Below are 13,569 nucleotides of genomic sequence, written 5' to 3' on the forward strand. Positions count from 1 at the left end.
CTTCAGCGCAGTTCGCCCTGGGGCGCTGCAAAACCGCGGCCGCGGGGCTTGGAGTCGAGCGGCAGGGGACGCAAGGTCGCCACGGTGAGCTGGTCGTCTCCAAAGTACTTGCCGGCCACGGCCTGCACCTGGGCGGGTGTCACGGCCTGCAGCTTCGCGACGATCCGCGTGCTGGTGTCCAGCGGCAGCCCCTGCACCCAGTTGCTGCCGAGTTCGCGGGCCTGTGCCATGACCGAATCGCGCTTGTAGGTTTCGCTCGCCACCCATTGCGTCTTGACGCGCGCGAGTTCGGCTTCGCCCACGCCTTCCTTGGCAACGCGCGCTACCTGCGCTCGCAACGCGGCCTCGACCGCCTCCGCGCTCTTGCCGTTCGCCGGCACGCCCACGAGCGTGAACAGCTGCGGTCCCCGGCCGGCCAGGCCCGAATAGGCGCTGACGGAGTCGGCCACGCGGTCGGGGCCCTGGGTCAGCGCGCGGTCGAGCCGCGCGCCGGTGTAGCCGTCGAGCACGGCGGAGAGCACTTCGAGCGCCCATACGTCGCTGTCGGCGGCGTCGATGCTCTCCAGCTGCGGAATGCGGAACGCGAGCGACACGTAGGCCTGCTCGGCCGGCGCCTTGAACTCGATGCGGCGGATGCCGCGCTGCGCGGACTCGGTGCGCGGCTTGCGCGCGGGCACGGCGCGCGCGGGAATGCCGCCGTAATACTTCTCGGCCAACGCGCGCACTTTGCCCACGTCGACGTCACCGACCACCACCACGGCGGCATTGGCGGGCACGTACCAGCGGCGGAAGAAGGCGCGGGCGTCGTCCGGCGTCATGGCGTCGAGGTCGCTCATCCAGCCGACCACAGGCCGGTGGTAGGGCGAGGCCGTGAAGACGGCCGCATTCTGCTGTTCGCCGAGCAATGCGCGCGGCTGGTCTTCGGTGCGCAGGCGGCGTTCTTCCTTGACCACCTCGATCTCGCGCTTGAACTCGTCGTCGGGCCATTGGTTGTTGGCGAAGCGGTCCGATTCGAGCTTCATGATCTGCTCGAGGCTGGCGACCGGAATCTGCTGGTAGTAGCCGGTGTAGTCGCGCGTGGTGAACGCGTTTTCCTGTCCGCCCAAGGCCGCCACGCGGCGCGAGAACTCGCCGGGCTTGATGTCCTTGGTGCCCTTGAACATCATGTGCTCGAGCACGTGCGCCACGCCCGAGGTGCCATCGACCTCGTCGACCGAGCCCACGCGAACCCACAACATCTGCACGGCCGTGGGGGCACGCCTGTCGGGCAGCACCAGCAGCGTCATGCCGTTGGCGAGGGTGAACTGCTGGGGAGCGGGTGCCGTGGCGGAGGCGGATGATGATGAAGCGGCGGGAACCGGTGTGGGCTGGGCCTGCGCAGGCATGGTCCACGGCGCCGAAAGCGCCATCGCCAGCACCGCACCGAACGCAGCACGGCGTGGCGAGGGGTGTTTCATAGAATGGGTCGGATTGTAAAAAGCTCCCGATGTTCAGTTTCTTCAAGAAAAAACCGCCTGCCGAATCACCGGCCGCGCCGGCGCCCTCCCCGGCCGCCGAGCCGGCACCAGCCCCCGAGCCCGCGCCCGCGTCTGCGTCTGCGTCTGCGTCTGCGTCTGCGTCTGCGTCTGCGTCTGCGCGTTCGGTGTTTTCGCCGTCGAGCTGGTTCGGCTCGAAACCCGCGGTTGAGGAAGCGGCGCCTCCGACCGCAGTGCCGGCCCCACCGCCTGCAGTGGCGCCTCCTCCCCCGCCGCCGCCGGTGGCCGCTCCCGCTGCGCCGATCCTCGCGCCCGTGCCGGCGCCCTTGCCCTTGCCCGTGCCGGCGCCAGCACCTGCGCCCTCCGAGCCGGATGAACCGCTCCCCGCCCTCATCACGGACGCAGCCATGGCGGCCGAGCGCAAGGGCTGGTTCAACAAGCTCAAGACTGGCCTGCGCAAGACCGGTACCGGCATCCAGGCGGTGTTCGTCAACGCCCAGATCGACGACGCGCTGTACGAGGAGCTCGAATCCGCCCTGCTGATGGCCGACACCGGCGTCAAGGCCACCGAGTTTCTGCTCGACGACCTGCGCGGCCGCGTCAAGCGCCAGATGGCGACCGACGCGGCGCAAGTGAAGCGGCTGCTGGCCGACGCGATCACCGACCTGCTCAAGCCGCTCGAGAAGCCGCTGATGATCGGCCAGTTCACGCCGACGGTGATCATGGTGGCCGGCGTCAACGGCGCGGGCAAGACCACCTCCATCGGCAAGCTCACCAAGCACCTGGCCAACGAGGGCGCCTCGGTGCTGCTGGCGGCGGCCGACACCTTCCGGGCGGCGGCGCGCGAGCAGCTGCTGGTCTGGGCCGACCGCAACACGGTCGAGATCGTGAGCCAGGAAGGCGGCGACCCCTCCGCTGTGAGCTTCGATGCCGTGACGGCCGGCAAGGCGCGTGGCAAGGACGTGGTGCTGGTCGACACCGCCGGCCGGCTGCCTACGCAGCTGCACCTGATGGACGAGCTCAAGAAGATCAAGCGCGTGGTCACCAAGGCCGACGCCACGGCACCGCACGAGGTGCTGCTGGTGATCGACGGCAACACCGGGCAGAACGCCCTGGCGCAAGTCAGGGCCTTCGACGAGACGCTGGGCCTCACCGGCCTTGTCGTGACCAAGCTCGACGGCACGGCCAAGGGCGGCGTGCTCTGCGCCATTGCGCGCGAGCGGCCGATCCCGGTCTACTTCATCGGCGTGGGCGAGAAGCTCGAAGACCTCGAGACCTTCAATGCGCGCGAGTTCGCACAGGCGCTGCTGGGCTGAGGCGGCCAGCCTGGCCGGCTCCCTGATGCGGCGTCTTGCTACCGCTTTCATAGCACTTGCCACCGGCTCCGCGCGGGGGCACCATCCGGATACCCTGCCGCATCGACCGGCGCCCTGGAGACAAAATATGCTGCGCACAGCCGACGCCCCGCTGGCAACTGGCGACCGCAAGGTCGACCGGCTGCTGGCCCACTATGGCGAAAGCCACCGCCACCCGACCAACGAGCTGATCCACTTCGTCGCGATCCCGGCCATCATGCTGAGCATCGTCGGCCTGCTGTTTGCGCTGCATCCCTGGGTGGCCTACGGCTTCGTGGCGGCCAGCCTGGTGTACTACGCCACCCTGCGCTCCCCCGTGTTTCTGGCCACTATGCTCGTCGGGACGGCACTGTTACTGGCGCTGATTCATGCCATGGGAGGCCTTGTACTGCCGGTCTCCGCCGCCATCTTCGTCGTGGCATGGATCTTCCAGTTCATCGGCCACAAGATCGAAGGCAAGAAACCTTCCTTCTTCGAAGACATCCAATATCTCTGGGTGGGGCCCCTCTTTGTACTTTCGAGGCTGTTTTTACGCTTGGGTATCCGCTGGTAGGGCTTCGGGTCGGACAATGCCGCAGGTCGGATCAATGTCCGGCCGACAGGTTTGCCTATCGGCGCGATAGAAACTTAGGGGGAACCCTTGCCTTAGCACTCCCTCTAATCGAGTGCTAATATGCCCAATACAAAGGAGTTTCCCCTGATGACCATGCTGTCTGGAGCCTCTGCCAACCAGCTCGCCGTCGCCAATCCATGGTCGATGGTGCCGCCGCTGGGCAACCTGGATGCTTATATTTCGGCCGCCAACCGCCTGCCAATGCTCACGCTCGAAGAAGAGCAGGGCTTCGCACGCCGCTTGCGCGACCACAACGACCTCGAATCGGCCGGTGCGCTGATCCTCTCGCACCTGCGCCTCGTGGTTTCCATTTCACGCCAGTACCTGGGCTACGGGCTGCCGCACGGCGACCTGATCCAGGAGGGCAATGTCGGCCTCATGAAGGCCGTGAAGCGTTTCGACCCCGACCAGGGCGTGCGGCTCGTGAGCTATGCCATGCACTGGATCAAGGCCGAGATCCACGAGTACATCCTGAAGAACTGGCGCATGGTCAAGGTCGCGACGACCAAGGCCCAGCGCAAGCTGTTTTTCAATCTGCGCTCGATGAAGCAAGGCTTCAAGGCAGATTCGGCCGCGGCCGACAACGGCACGCACCGCGAAACGCTGAGCCCTGAAGAGGTGTCGCAAATGGCGACCCGGCTCAACGTCAAGCCTGAAGAAGTGCTGGAGATGGAAACCCGCCTGTCGGGCGGCGACGTACTGCTCGATCCGGGCCCTTCGGACGACGGCGATGAAGCCTTCGGCCCGATCGCCTACCTGGCCGACGCCACGCAGGAACCGACCGCCCTGCTCGAATCGCAGCAGCGCGACCGGCTTTCGAGCGACGGCATCGCCACCGCGCTGGAAGCGCTCGACGACCGCAGCCGCCGCATCGTGGAAGAGCGCTGGCTCAAGGTCAACGACGACGGTTCGGGCGGCATGACGCTGCACGACCTGGCGGCGGTGTACGGCGTGAGCGCCGAGCGCATTCGCCAGATCGAAGTCGCGGCCATGAAGAAGATGAAGAAGGCGCTGGCCGACTACGCCTGAGCGTCGCCACTCCTCATCCCTCAAAAGCCCGGTCATCCGGGCTTTTTCATGCCTGTTTCGAAAGCGTTCGCAGGGCCCGCTTGGCGATGTACCGGGTGGCCAGCGTGTCGGATTCATCGAGCCAGCGCGTGCAGAGCCGGTCGACCCACTCCGGCTGGGTCTTGCTCGCGTCATTGAGCCAGTTCGCGACCGAGTTCTGCACGTAGCGGTTGTCGTCGGCCCGCAAGGCCTCGATCAGCGGCAAGGCGCGCCAGGGTTCGGCCTTGAGCGCATCGATCTGCGCGCACCACACGCCGCGCGGACGCGTGAGTTCGCTGGCAAATCGGCGGATGTTCGGGTCGGCATCGGCCGTCCACGGCTGCAGCAGCGCCAGCGACTCATCGAGCGAGGCGACGACCGCATCGCGCACCGCCATCCAGGCAATTTCTCGCACGCCGAAGTGCGGATCGGCGGCAAAGCGGCGCACCGCCTCCAGCTGCGCCGCCAGCGGCAGGCCCGAGAGCGTGACCCACTGCGCGGCCCAGCAGCGCGCCACGTCGCTCGCGTGCGTGGCGAGGCGGTGGGCGACGGCATCACGCTCTGCATGCAGTGCCGCCAGGTCGCAGAGGGCGCGCGCAATGTGGCCGTGCCGCTGCATCGGCTTGAATGCGCCGAGCATGGCGAGCGTATCGACCAGCCGCTCGCTCGCAGGATCGAGCCCGATGTGGCCCGCCACGCTGCGCGCGAGCTGCGGCAGCTCGAGCGCCAGGAATTTGTTGAGGTTGACGGTTTCGAGCAAGCCGTCGTTCAGCGCGCGCAGCACCTCGGGCGGAATGAGCGCGATGCGGAAGGCGCCCTTGCGCACCTTCAGATGATCGACGGAGACCAGGGCGACGGCGGCGTCCATGGGCGAGCGGGCTGCGGCGACCCCGGTCAGGACTTGAGCAGCGCCTTCACGTCCGACACCATGGGCGCCACGCCGGCGCCATAGCGGGCGTAGAGCCGCAGCCGGCCCTGGGCGTCGTACACGAAGCTCGCAGCCGAATGGTCCATCGAATAGCTGGTGGGGGTCTTGCCCTCGACCTTCTTGAAATAGACCTTGAAGTCCTTGGCGGTCGTGACGAGTTGATCGGCCGTGGGAATCAGCGCGACGAAGCCCGGGTCGAACGCGCCCATGTAGGCCTTGAGCACCTCGGGCGTGTCGCGCGCCGGATCGACCGTGACGAACAGCACCTGCAGCTTGTCGCCGTCGCTGCCGAGCTGCTGCTTGACCTGCGCCATTTCGGTCATGGTGGTCGGGCACACGTCGGGGCATTGGGCGTAGCCGAAGAACAGCACCACGACCTTGCCCTTGAAGTCGGCCAGGGTGCGGACCTTGCCGTCGGCATCCTTCAGCGAGAAGTCCTTGGCGTAGTCGGCACCCGTGATGTCGACCGCATTGAAGCTGGGCCTGGGCTCGCTGCAGGCCGCAAGCCCCAGCGTGGCGGCAACGCCCGCCCATGCCGCACCGCCGGCCAATAGTTGAAGGGCGTTTCGCTTGTTCATGGAGGCAGGCATTCGATCAATTCAGCGCAGGTAATGGTCGACGAGCAATGCCGCGAACAGCACGCTCAGGTGAATCAGCGAAAACCGGAAGGTCTTGCGCGCCAGCGTGTCGGAGTAGTTGCGCCAGAGCGCAAAGGCGTAGCCCGTGAAACCGATGCTCACGCCCACCGCCACCGCCAGGTAGAGCCAGCCGCTCATGCCGTAGATGAAAGGCATCAGGCAGGCCGCGAACAGGATGAAGGTGTAGAGCAGCACCTGCAGCCGCGTGAACTCATTGCCGTGCGTGACGGGCAGCATCGGCAGGCCGGCCTTGCGGTAGTCCTCGACGCGGTAGAGCGCCAGCGCCCAGAAATGCGGCGGGGTCCAGAGGAAGATGATGAGGAACAAAATCAGCGCTTCCGGCCCCACGTCGCCCGTCATCGCGGCCCAGCCCAGCACCGGCGGCATCGCACCCGAGGCGCCGCCAATCACGATGTTCTGCGGCGTCAGCGGCTTGAGAATGACGGTGTAGATCACCGCATAGCCAACGAAGGTGGCAAAAGTGAGCCACATGGTGAGCGGATTGACCTGGAACCACAGCAGCACGGAGCCGGCCACGCACAGCAGGGCCGAAAACACCAGCGCCTGCACGTCGCTGAGCTGCCCGCGCGCCGTGGGGCGCCAGGCGGTGCGCTTCATCTTGGCGTCGATGCCCTTTTCGACCAGGCAGTTGAACGCCGCCGCCGCGCCCGCCACCAGCCAGATGCCGATGCAAGCCAACACGGCGCGCTGCACGTCGGCCCACGAAGGCAGGCCCGGCACGGCCAGCACCATGCCGATGAGGGCGCAGAAAACGATCAGCTGCACCACGCGCGGCTTGGTCAGCGCGTAGAACTGGCGCAGCACGTTGGCAGTGCTTGTCTGCTGCACGGAAATCGGCGTGCTCACGCGGTGGCCTCCCTCTGGTTGTTATGTGGGGCGCCTGGCGCCTTGTCTCTGTCGTCCGCGACGGCGGCGGCGGCCCCGCGGCGGCTCTCGCACAGCGCCCAGGTCAGCACCACGGCCAGCGCCGCGGCGCCGCCGGTGTGCAGCACCGCGGCGGCGAGCGGCCAGCCGAGCAGCACGTTGCCAAGACCGGTGGCGAGCTGGAGCAAGGCCAGCCCTGCGAGCCAGCGGGCCTGCGGCCGCAGCGGTTCGATGCGGCGCAGCTGCCACGCGAGCACGCCCAGCGCAGCGAACACGGCGTAGGCCATCAGGCGATGCGCGTAGTGAATGGCGGTGAGCGCTGAAAAATCGAGCGGAGCGCCCTCCCCGGTCACGCCCAGGTGGCGCCAGATCTGGAAGCCCTGGGCAAAATTCATCGGTGGCCACCAGCTGCCCTGGCAGGTCGGGAACTGGGTGCAGGCCAGCACGGCATAGTTGGTGCTGACCCAGCCGCCGAGCGCGATCTGCAGCAGGAGCAAGGCCGAGGTCGCGAGAAGGCCATTGCGCAGCGCTGGCAACACGGCCGTGGGCAAGCGGTCCGCCGCGGCCTGCCGGTAGCGCACCGCCTGGATGCACAACAGCGCCAGCAGCACCACGGCGCCCAAGAGGTGCAGCGTGACGATGGCGGGAAACAGCTTCCAGGTCACGGTCAGGGCACCGAATGCGCCCTGCAGGCAGACCCAGACCAGCGTGAACGCCGGCCACCATGCGCTGAGCGTGGCGTGCTCGCCCTCCGCCGGCGCGGGCAGGCGGCGCTGGCGCCACCGCACGATCCAGGTGGCGGCCGCAAGCGCGAGGATGAGCACGCCGACGCCGGTGGCCAGGTAGCGGTGGACCATTTCGACCCAGGCCTTGCTGTGCGTGACCGGACCGGTCGGCTGGGCCGACTGCGCCATGGCGATCTCGTGGCTGGCGCCGACCGGGCTCGCGTTGCCGTAGCAGCCCGGCCAGTCGGGGCAGCCCAGGCCCGAATCGGTGAGCCGCGTGAAGGCGCCGAACAGCGTGAGGTCGAAGGTGAGGAAAAGGGTCAGCACGGTGAGCGCATGCAGCCGGCGCGCCGGCCCGCCGCCCGCATTGCGGCGCCACACCCACACCAGCGGGCCGAGCGCGATCAGCACGCCGGCCGCCATCAGCCAGGCGATGGGCGTGAGGTCGTAGAGCGAGCCGGTGTCCATCGTGCGGTCTCAGCGGCCGGGCTCGTCCCAGGAGGCGGAGGCACGCAGCAGGCGGTCGAGGTCGCGCTTGGCGCGGCTTGCGCCCTGGGTGTCCATGCGGGCCGGGAAGCGCATCATCCAGTTGCCCATGGGATCGACCACGTACAGGTGCTCGGCCAGCCCATGGCCTGCTACAGGCGCGAGCCATTTGGCGAGCTGCTCGGCCGGCACCCGCAGCACGGTGGCGCCGTGCAGGCCATGGTCCAGCCGCGCCGGAATGGGGGCTGCGTCGCTCACGAGCCAGACGCGGTCGAGCCGGTCTTTCTCGCGGCCCAGGCTTTCGCGCAACTGGCGCTGCAGGTAGAGCTGCTGCTCGCAAAGCGCGTCGCAGGCCGCATCGGCCACCGCAACCAGCAGCCACTGGCCCTTGAGCGTGGAAAGATCGACCGGCGCGCCGTTGCGGTCGGTGCTGGCGAGCACGGGCAGCGTACGCTGGGGATCGATGAGTTCGCCGTAGACGCTGCGCCCCTCGGGCCGGATCACGTAGTAGGTGAAGTACGACGCGATGACCGGCGCCGCGCACATCAGCATCACCGCGATCATCTTCCAGCGCCCGACGACCGTGCGCCGGCCCTCGGCGCCGTCAAGCGCCTGGTTGGGCGACGGCATCGAATGCACCGTCAGGCCCAGCGGCTCGTCAGAAGCTGCTTGCATCGCGTGCGCGGCGCCTCGAGCGGCGGAAGGGGGCAATGAATTGAAACCAGACATAGAGGATTACCACGAGGGCCGAGAGCCCGAACCACTGGAATGCATAGCCGTAGTGCTTCTCCAGACCCAGAGCGGGGGCCGGCCAGTCGCGCTGCAACCCCTCGGAAGCGGGGCCGATCTGCTGCAGCGACACATCGGTTCGCAGCGGCAGCTTGGTTTCGGCGCGGAACGCTTCCAGGTCGAGATTCTGCCGGATGGGCGAAGACCCCGCGGCGTCCGGTGCCGAGGCGGCGGCCGCCGGCTTGCCGAGTTCGAACAAATGGCCGGGCGGGGGTTCGATCAGGCCAGTGACTTCGACGATGCCCGGCGGGGTATCGACCGCGCCCAGCTGCGTGCGGTCATTGAAATTGCGCTGCACCCAGCCGCGCTGCACCATCACGGTCTGGTCGCTGCCTTCCAGGGCAAAGGGCGTCAGCACGTAGAAGCCCGGAACGCCATGCATCTGCCGGTTGTCCAGGTAAACAGTTTGCGGGCTCAGCCAGAGGCCGCGCAACCGCACCGGTCGATGCAGTTCGCCGGCCGGCGCTTCGAGCGCCAGGAAATCGGCCTGGGCAAGTGGCGGCTTTTGCTTCTGCGATTCGATCTCGGCCTGCAGCGCCTCCTTCTGCGCCGCGCGCGAGAGCTGCCAGCGGCCCAGCGACACCGTGGCGGACACGGTCAGCACGGCGGCCAGCGTGACCAGCAGGAAACGGCCTCGCTTCGGCCTCGCCCTGGCAGGGTGAAGAGGCTCTGGCGTCACTGGAGCGGATGAGGCGTGCGGCCGATAATCGGAGTCATGAAATATTTCGTCGCCCTGGCTTTCGTGGGCATCTTCGCGAGCCTTGCCTTCGCGCTCTTCTACATGCTGAAAGACGGGCGCAACGGACGCGCCAAGAGCGGCGGCATGGCGCGCGCGCTCACCTTTCGGATCGGCATCTCCGTGTTTTTGTTCCTCTGCATGCTGCTGGCCTGGAAATTCGGCTACATCCAGCCCACCGGGCTCCCGGTCGGCAAGTAGATGGTGCTCGTTCCACGAGAACCATGAAAAAGGCGCCTTCCGGCGCCTTTTTGTCTGCATGCCGCGGGGTTCGCTCAAAGCCAGTAAACCAATGTGTAAAGGCCGAGCCACACCACGTCCACGAAGTGCCAGTACCAGGCCGCGCCTTCGAAGCCGAAATGGCGCTCCGGCGTGAAGTGGCCCTTTTGCAGGCGCAGCGTGATGAACAGCAGCATCAGCATGCCGATGAACACGTGCATGCCGTGGAAGCCGGTCAGCATGAAGAAGGTCGAGCCGTAGGCGCCGGAGCTGAGCTTGAGGTTCAGTTCGGTGTACAGGTGATGGTATTCATAGCCCTGCACGCCAAGGAAGAGCACGCCGAGCAGCACGGTGAGCCACATGAAGCGGATGGTCTGCGCACGATGGCCGGCACGCAGCGCGTGGTGGGCAATGGTGAGCGTGACGCCCGAACTCAGCAGCAGCGCGGTGTTGATCGTGGGCAGCCAGAACGGGCCGACGGTCTGGAACGGCTCGACGATGTCGGCCGGTGAGCCGGTGACGCCGGCGGCAATGCTGGGCCACACGGCTTTGAAGTCGGGCCAGAGCAGCGCGTTCTCGAGACTGCCGAGGGCCGGCAGCGAATGGGTGCGGGTCCACCACAGCGCGGTGAAGAACGCGCCGAAGAACATGACTTCGGAAAAGATGAACCAGCTCATGCTCCAGCGGAACGAGAGGTCGATCTTGTGGCCGTACTGGCCGCTTTCGCTCTCGCCGATGGCAGTGCGGAACCATACGAACAGGGTGGCAAGCCATGCCACCATGCCGATCAGCAAGGACCATGCGCCCCACTGGTGGCCGTTGATCCATTGGCCCGCGCCCAGAATCACGAAGAACAGGCCGGTTGCGGCCATGACCGGGTAGGCCGATGGCCCCGGCACGAAGTAGTAGGGCGTGGTGCCGTGGGTGGTTGAACTCATATCAGCTCCTGGCTTTCTTTCTTCTCTCGATTCGATGGGTTCTGGATCTCTCGGGCCGCTTGGGTCATGCGCCGTGCGCAACCACGTAGCGCACCAGCAGCACCAGGCCGACGATGAAAACGATGACCGCCGCAAAAGCCACCGCGATGATGTGCAGCGGGTTCAGCTTGGCCAGGTCGTCCTGGTAGGCGCTTTTCTTGCGCACTCCGAAGAACGACCAGCAGACGGCCTTCACCGTGTCCCACAGCGTGGCCTTGGGCGGCGTGTTCGGGGCGGTCACGAACGGGGCTCATGGGCAGCATTCGAAACGGCAGCCACCGGGGCCGCGGGCGTCTTGCCGCCGACCTCGAAGAAGGTGTACGACAGCGTGATGGTCTTCACGTCCTTGGAGATCTTGGGGTCGATCACGAAGGCCACGGGCCACTGCTTCTTCTCGCCCGGATCGAGCGTGTACTGGTTGAAGCAGAAGCACTCCAGCTTGTTGAAGTACGGCGCGGCCTGCTGCGGCGCATAGCTTGGAATGGCCTGTGCCGCCATGCGGCGGTTCTGCACGTTCTGGAACTCGTACATCACGGTGTTGAGCTGACCGGGGTGCACCTGGATCGTCCGCTCGGCGGGCTTGAAGTCCCAGAGGCCGCCGCGCACGTTGGAGTCGAACTCGACCGTGATGGTGCGCGTGGTGTCGACCTGGGTGTTGTCGGGCACGCGCACGTTCTTGCCGCCGCTCGCGCCGCCCGGCACCTCGAGCTCGCTGAGCGCGAGGATGTTGATGCCAGTCATCTCGCAGATGGCGCGATAAAGCGGCACCAGGGCATAGCCGAACGCGAACATGCCGCAGGCCACCACGGCCAGCTTGCCGACCATGCGGACATTGGCGCGCTTGATGCGTTGACCGAGGCTCATGCGGGCGGCTCCGTTCGCTGCTGCTTCAGCGTCCGCTGAACCAGATCATGCGGACCAGGAATCCGAGGAAGAACAGCACGGCGATGGAGGCCAGCGTGAGCCCCATGCGTCGGTTGTTCCTTCTTTGTTCGGGCGAGGTCATTGTGGTCATGCGGGCCGGAGGGCGGGAAGCGCTCAGCCGATCACCTTGGTGGCGGTCGCGTCGAGCTTGGGCGGGTTCTCGAAGGTGTGGAAAGGCGCCGGCGACGGCACTTCCCATTCGAGGCCTTCAGCGGCTTCCCAGGGCTTTTGCGGCGCCTTCTCGCCCTTGCCGAGCATGTTCGGCAACACGATGAAGAAGAAGAAGTAGACCTGGGCAAGACCGAATGCGAAGGCACCGATCGACGCCACGGCGTTGAAATCGGCAAACTGCATCGGGTAATCGGCGTAACGGCGCGGCATGCCGGCCAGGCCCAGGAAGTGCATCGGGAAGAAGGTCACGTTGAACGAGATCAGCGACCACCAGAAGTGGAGCTTGCCGCGCGCTTCGTTGTACATCACGCCCGTCCACTTGGGCGCCCAGTAGTAATAGCCCGCGAACATCGCATAGAGCGAGCCGGCCACCAGCACGTAGTGGAAGTGGGCCACCACGTAGTAGGTGTCCTGCAGCTGGATGTCGATCGGGGCAATGGCCAGGATGAGACCGGTGAAGCCGCCCATCGTGAACACGAAGATGAAGCCGACCGCGAACAGCATCGGGGTCTCGAAAGTCATCGAGCCCTGCCACATGGTGGCAATCCAGTTGAAGATCTTCACGGCCGTGGGCACCGCGATCAGCATGGTCGCGTACATGAAGAACAGCTGGCCCGTGACCGGCATGCCGGTAGTGAACATGTGGTGCGCCCAGACGATGAACGACAGGATCGCGATCGACGAGGTGGCGTACACCATGGAGGCGTAGCCGAACAACCGCTTGCGGGAGAACGCCGGCACGATCTGGCTGATGATGCCGAAGGCCGGCAAGATCATGATGTAGACCTCGGGGTGGCCGAAGAACCAGAAGATGTGCTGATACATCACCGGGTCGCCGCCGCCGGCGGGGTTGAAGAAGCTGGTGCCGAAGTGACGGTCGGTCAGCGTCATGGTGATGGCGCCTGCGAGCACGGGCATCACGGCGATCAGCAGGTAGGCGGTGATGAGCCAGGTCCAGCAGAACATCGGCATCTTCATCAGCGTCATGCCGGGGGCGCGCATGTTGAGGATGGTGACGATGATGTTGATCGAGCCCATGATCGACGAGGCGCCCATGATGTGCATCGCGAAGATGCCGGCGTCCATCGAGGGGCCCATCTGCAGCGTGAGCGGTGCGTAGAGCGTCCAGCCGGCAGCCGGTGCGCCGCCGGGCATGAAGAACGAACCCACGAGCATCAGCGCCGCGGGGATCAGCAGCCAGAAGCTGAAGTTGTTCATGCGCGCGAACGCCATGTCCGAGGCGCCGATCTGCAGCGGGATCATCCAGTTCGCGAAGCCCACGAACGCCGGCATGATGGCGCCGAACACCATGATCAGGCCGTGCATGGTGGTGAACTGGTTGAACAGCTCGGGATTCACCAGTTGCAGGCCGGGCTGGAACAGCTCGGCGCGGATCATCAGCGCGAGCACGCCGCCCACCATCAGCATCGTGAAGCTGAACAGCAGGTAGAGCGTGCCGATGTCCTTGTGGTTGGTGGCGAACACCCAACGGCGCCAGCCGGTGGGCGCTGCGTGGTGCTCGTCGTGTGCGTGGCCGTCGTGGGCGTGACCGTGGGGGTCGAGGACTGCACTCATTTCGTTGTTCCTTGCAATTTCTTCGT

At 66.3% G+C, this 13,569-nt stretch carries 16 protein-coding genes; 4 read left to right on the plus strand and 12 right to left on the minus strand.

Annotated features, from left to right (window positions below; genetic code table 11):
• Positions 1–2: 2 nt before the first annotated feature.
• Positions 3–1,457, minus strand: a complete 1,455-nt coding sequence (locus BLR24_RS10680; protein WP_254787238.1) for a M16 family metallopeptidase — start codon at positions 1,455–1,457, stop codon at positions 3–5.
• 29 nt (positions 1,458–1,486) lie between these two features.
• Here BLR24_RS10680 and ftsY point away from each other — a divergent pair, with 29 nt between their 5' ends.
• The 3 genes from ftsY (at position 1,487) to rpoH (ending at position 4,472) form a co-directional block, all read left to right on the plus strand.
• A complete protein-coding gene (ftsY, locus tag BLR24_RS10685; RefSeq protein ID WP_093016607.1) occupies positions 1,487–2,791 on the plus strand; it encodes a signal recognition particle-docking protein FtsY in 1,305 nt (434 codons plus the stop codon).
• Positions 2,792–2,918: 127 nt separating this feature from the next.
• Complete coding sequence (locus BLR24_RS10690) at positions 2,919–3,383, plus strand: Mpo1 family 2-hydroxy fatty acid dioxygenase (RefSeq protein WP_093016609.1); 465 nt, start codon at positions 2,919–2,921, stop codon at positions 3,381–3,383.
• Between the two features lie 147 nt (positions 3,384–3,530).
• Entirely contained in the window at positions 3,531–4,472 is a 942-nt protein-coding gene (rpoH, locus tag BLR24_RS10695; RefSeq protein ID WP_093016611.1) for an RNA polymerase sigma factor RpoH, read from the plus strand.
• Positions 4,473–4,518: 46 nt separating this feature from the next.
• Here the strand turns inward: rpoH and BLR24_RS10700 are convergent, their stop codons facing one another.
• From BLR24_RS10700 to BLR24_RS10725, 6 genes are read right to left on the minus strand one after another with little or no spacing between them, the layout of a single operon-like run.
• Complete coding sequence (locus BLR24_RS10700; protein ID WP_093016613.1) at positions 4,519–5,358, minus strand: DNA alkylation repair protein; 840 nt, start codon at positions 5,356–5,358, stop codon at positions 4,519–4,521.
• Positions 5,359–5,384: 26 nt separating this feature from the next.
• A complete protein-coding gene (locus tag BLR24_RS10705; RefSeq protein ID WP_175543247.1) occupies positions 5,385–5,996 on the minus strand; it encodes an SCO family protein in 612 nt (203 codons plus the stop codon).
• Positions 5,997–6,017: 21 nt separating this feature from the next.
• On the minus strand, positions 6,018–6,923 hold the full coding sequence (cyoE, locus tag BLR24_RS10710; RefSeq protein ID WP_093016617.1) for a heme o synthase: 906 nt from the start codon (positions 6,921–6,923) through the stop codon (positions 6,018–6,020).
• Positions 6,920–8,134, minus strand: a complete 1,215-nt coding sequence (locus BLR24_RS10715; protein ID WP_093016619.1) for a COX15/CtaA family protein — start codon at positions 8,132–8,134, stop codon at positions 6,920–6,922. The genes cyoE and BLR24_RS10715 overlap by 4 nt, the downstream gene beginning before the upstream one ends.
• A gap of 9 nt (positions 8,135–8,143) precedes the next feature.
• The gene (locus tag BLR24_RS10720) at positions 8,144–8,827 is read right to left on the minus strand and encodes a VOC family protein (RefSeq protein WP_093016621.1); all 684 of its coding nucleotides are present in this window, start codon (positions 8,825–8,827) and stop codon (positions 8,144–8,146) included.
• Positions 8,811–9,620 (minus strand): SURF1 family protein, encoded by an 810-nt coding sequence (locus BLR24_RS10725; protein ID WP_093016623.1) that lies wholly within the window; start codon positions 9,618–9,620, stop codon positions 8,811–8,813. The genes BLR24_RS10720 and BLR24_RS10725 overlap by 17 nt, the downstream gene beginning before the upstream one ends.
• Before the next feature lie 36 nt (positions 9,621–9,656).
• On the opposite strand from BLR24_RS10725, the gene BLR24_RS10730 reads away from it, so the two are divergent.
• Entirely contained in the window at positions 9,657–9,878 is a 222-nt protein-coding gene (locus tag BLR24_RS10730) for a twin transmembrane helix small protein (RefSeq protein WP_175543248.1), read from the plus strand.
• Positions 9,879–9,952: 74 nt separating this feature from the next.
• Here BLR24_RS10730 and BLR24_RS10735 read toward each other — a convergent pair whose 3' ends face one another.
• The 5 genes from BLR24_RS10735 to ctaD all read right to left on the minus strand — a co-directional run bounded on the left by BLR24_RS10735 (position 9,953) and on the right by ctaD (position 13,543).
• Positions 9,953–10,834: a cytochrome c oxidase subunit 3 gene (locus tag BLR24_RS10735; RefSeq protein WP_093016625.1), complete on the minus strand. Its 882-nt coding sequence runs from the start codon at positions 10,832–10,834 to the stop codon at positions 9,953–9,955.
• A gap of 64 nt (positions 10,835–10,898) precedes the next feature.
• Complete coding sequence (locus BLR24_RS10740) at positions 10,899–11,114, minus strand: DUF2970 domain-containing protein (RefSeq protein ID WP_093016627.1); 216 nt, start codon at positions 11,112–11,114, stop codon at positions 10,899–10,901.
• The gene (locus tag BLR24_RS10745) at positions 11,111–11,737 is read right to left on the minus strand and encodes a cytochrome c oxidase assembly protein (RefSeq protein ID WP_093016629.1); all 627 of its coding nucleotides are present in this window, start codon (positions 11,735–11,737) and stop codon (positions 11,111–11,113) included. The genes BLR24_RS10740 and BLR24_RS10745 overlap by 4 nt, the downstream gene beginning before the upstream one ends.
• A gap of 25 nt (positions 11,738–11,762) precedes the next feature.
• Positions 11,763–11,879: a cytochrome oxidase small assembly protein gene (locus BLR24_RS30900; RefSeq protein ID WP_217636317.1), complete on the minus strand. Its 117-nt coding sequence runs from the start codon at positions 11,877–11,879 to the stop codon at positions 11,763–11,765.
• Between the two features lie 32 nt (positions 11,880–11,911).
• Positions 11,912–13,543: a cytochrome c oxidase subunit I gene (gene ctaD, locus BLR24_RS10750; RefSeq protein WP_093016631.1), complete on the minus strand. Its 1,632-nt coding sequence runs from the start codon at positions 13,541–13,543 to the stop codon at positions 11,912–11,914.
• Positions 13,544–13,569: the final 26 nt, after the last annotated feature.

Origin of the sequence: Variovorax sp. OV700, from assembly GCF_900099805.1 — a bacterium.
Classification (GTDB): Bacteria; Pseudomonadota; Gammaproteobacteria; order Burkholderiales; family Burkholderiaceae_C; genus Variovorax.